1 pseudogene is annotated in these 238 nt (G+C 66.0%); it reads right to left on the bottom strand.

What is annotated here, in order from left to right:
* Positions 1-224, bottom strand: a pseudogene (locus AC0L2O_RS37500) (homoserine O-succinyltransferase MetA); the annotation flags it as partial.
* Between the last annotated feature and the right edge of the window lie 14 nt (positions 225-238).

The following is a 238-nucleotide window of genomic DNA, read 5'->3' as shown; positions in this document are numbered from 1 at the left end:
ACCGAGGGTAGCGAGAAGCAATGAAAGCGGATACGGCGCGGACCTGCAGCGGCTTGCAGCAGCTTCATGAACTGCCGCTCGGGCGCCTTCAGCGCCGGATCCGGCATGTTGTTGATCAACCCGATGGTGAGCTCGGTGCCGCCGTGCTCCCGCGCCAGATCGCCCGCTCCCGGCACCAGCGCCGGGCTCGATATGGCTTGATCCCTGTCGATCAGGATCGTCATCGGCGCTGCCGCCT

Source organism: Bradyrhizobium sp. Kon10 (assembly GCF_055807395.1).
This window is presented reverse-complemented; position numbering and strand designations above follow the sequence as displayed.